This is a genomic window from Neisseria sp. P0021.S006 (genome assembly GCF_051956895.1).
In genome coordinates this window covers 1-607 of the sequence record NZ_JBQCWZ010000871.1, presented here as the reverse complement: position 1 = coordinate 607, position 607 = coordinate 1, and the positions used below count along the sequence as shown (strand labels likewise).

At 51.1% G+C, this 607-nt stretch carries 1 protein-coding gene; it reads right to left on the bottom strand.

Features of this window, described 5'->3' with window-relative positions; all coding sequences use genetic code 11:
- The coding region (locus tag ACTHUM_RS17610) for a patatin-like phospholipase family protein (protein WP_440403636.1) at positions 1–599 on the bottom strand (599 nt) is incomplete at its 3' end.
- Between the last annotated feature and the right edge of the window lie 8 nt (positions 600–607).

Below are 607 nucleotides of genomic sequence, written 5' to 3'. Positions count from 1 at the left end.
CCGTCTACATATTTGCGGCTGCCGATAACGACAGGTTGAAACACGTTCGGAATCGAAGCAGAAGCGCGGACGGCTTGTCCGGCATTGCCTACGTTGAACACCACCGGTTTGCCGCTTTCAAAATCGGTCGCAACGGCGGCAAATTTGATGGGGAACTGCTGCATCGGACGGTTGCCGACTTTGCGGTTGATGTAGTTTTGCAGTTTTTCGCCTTTGATGAAGCCGCTGGTGGACAAGGTCAAATCCACCAAATCGGTTTTACCCAAAATTTCTGCTTCCAATTCGAGGCGGTCGGGCGACATTCCCGAAGCGTACATACTGCCGACAATCGAGCCTGCGGATGTACCAGTAACGATTTTTACCGGAATATTGTTTTCTTTCAAAACCTTAATAATCCCGATATGGGCAAAGCCTTTGGACGCGCCGCCGCCCAAAGCCAGCGCAACCGTGGCTTTCGGTTTGGGTGCAGTATGCGAAACCGTATTTTGACCCTGCGTAGAAGGTTTGGATTGCGGCGAGTTGCCGCTCGGACAGGCGGCCAATACCAAGACGGACGAAGCGGCTAAAAACGTTTTGAATGTGGAAAAAAGTTTATTCATGTTCAGAC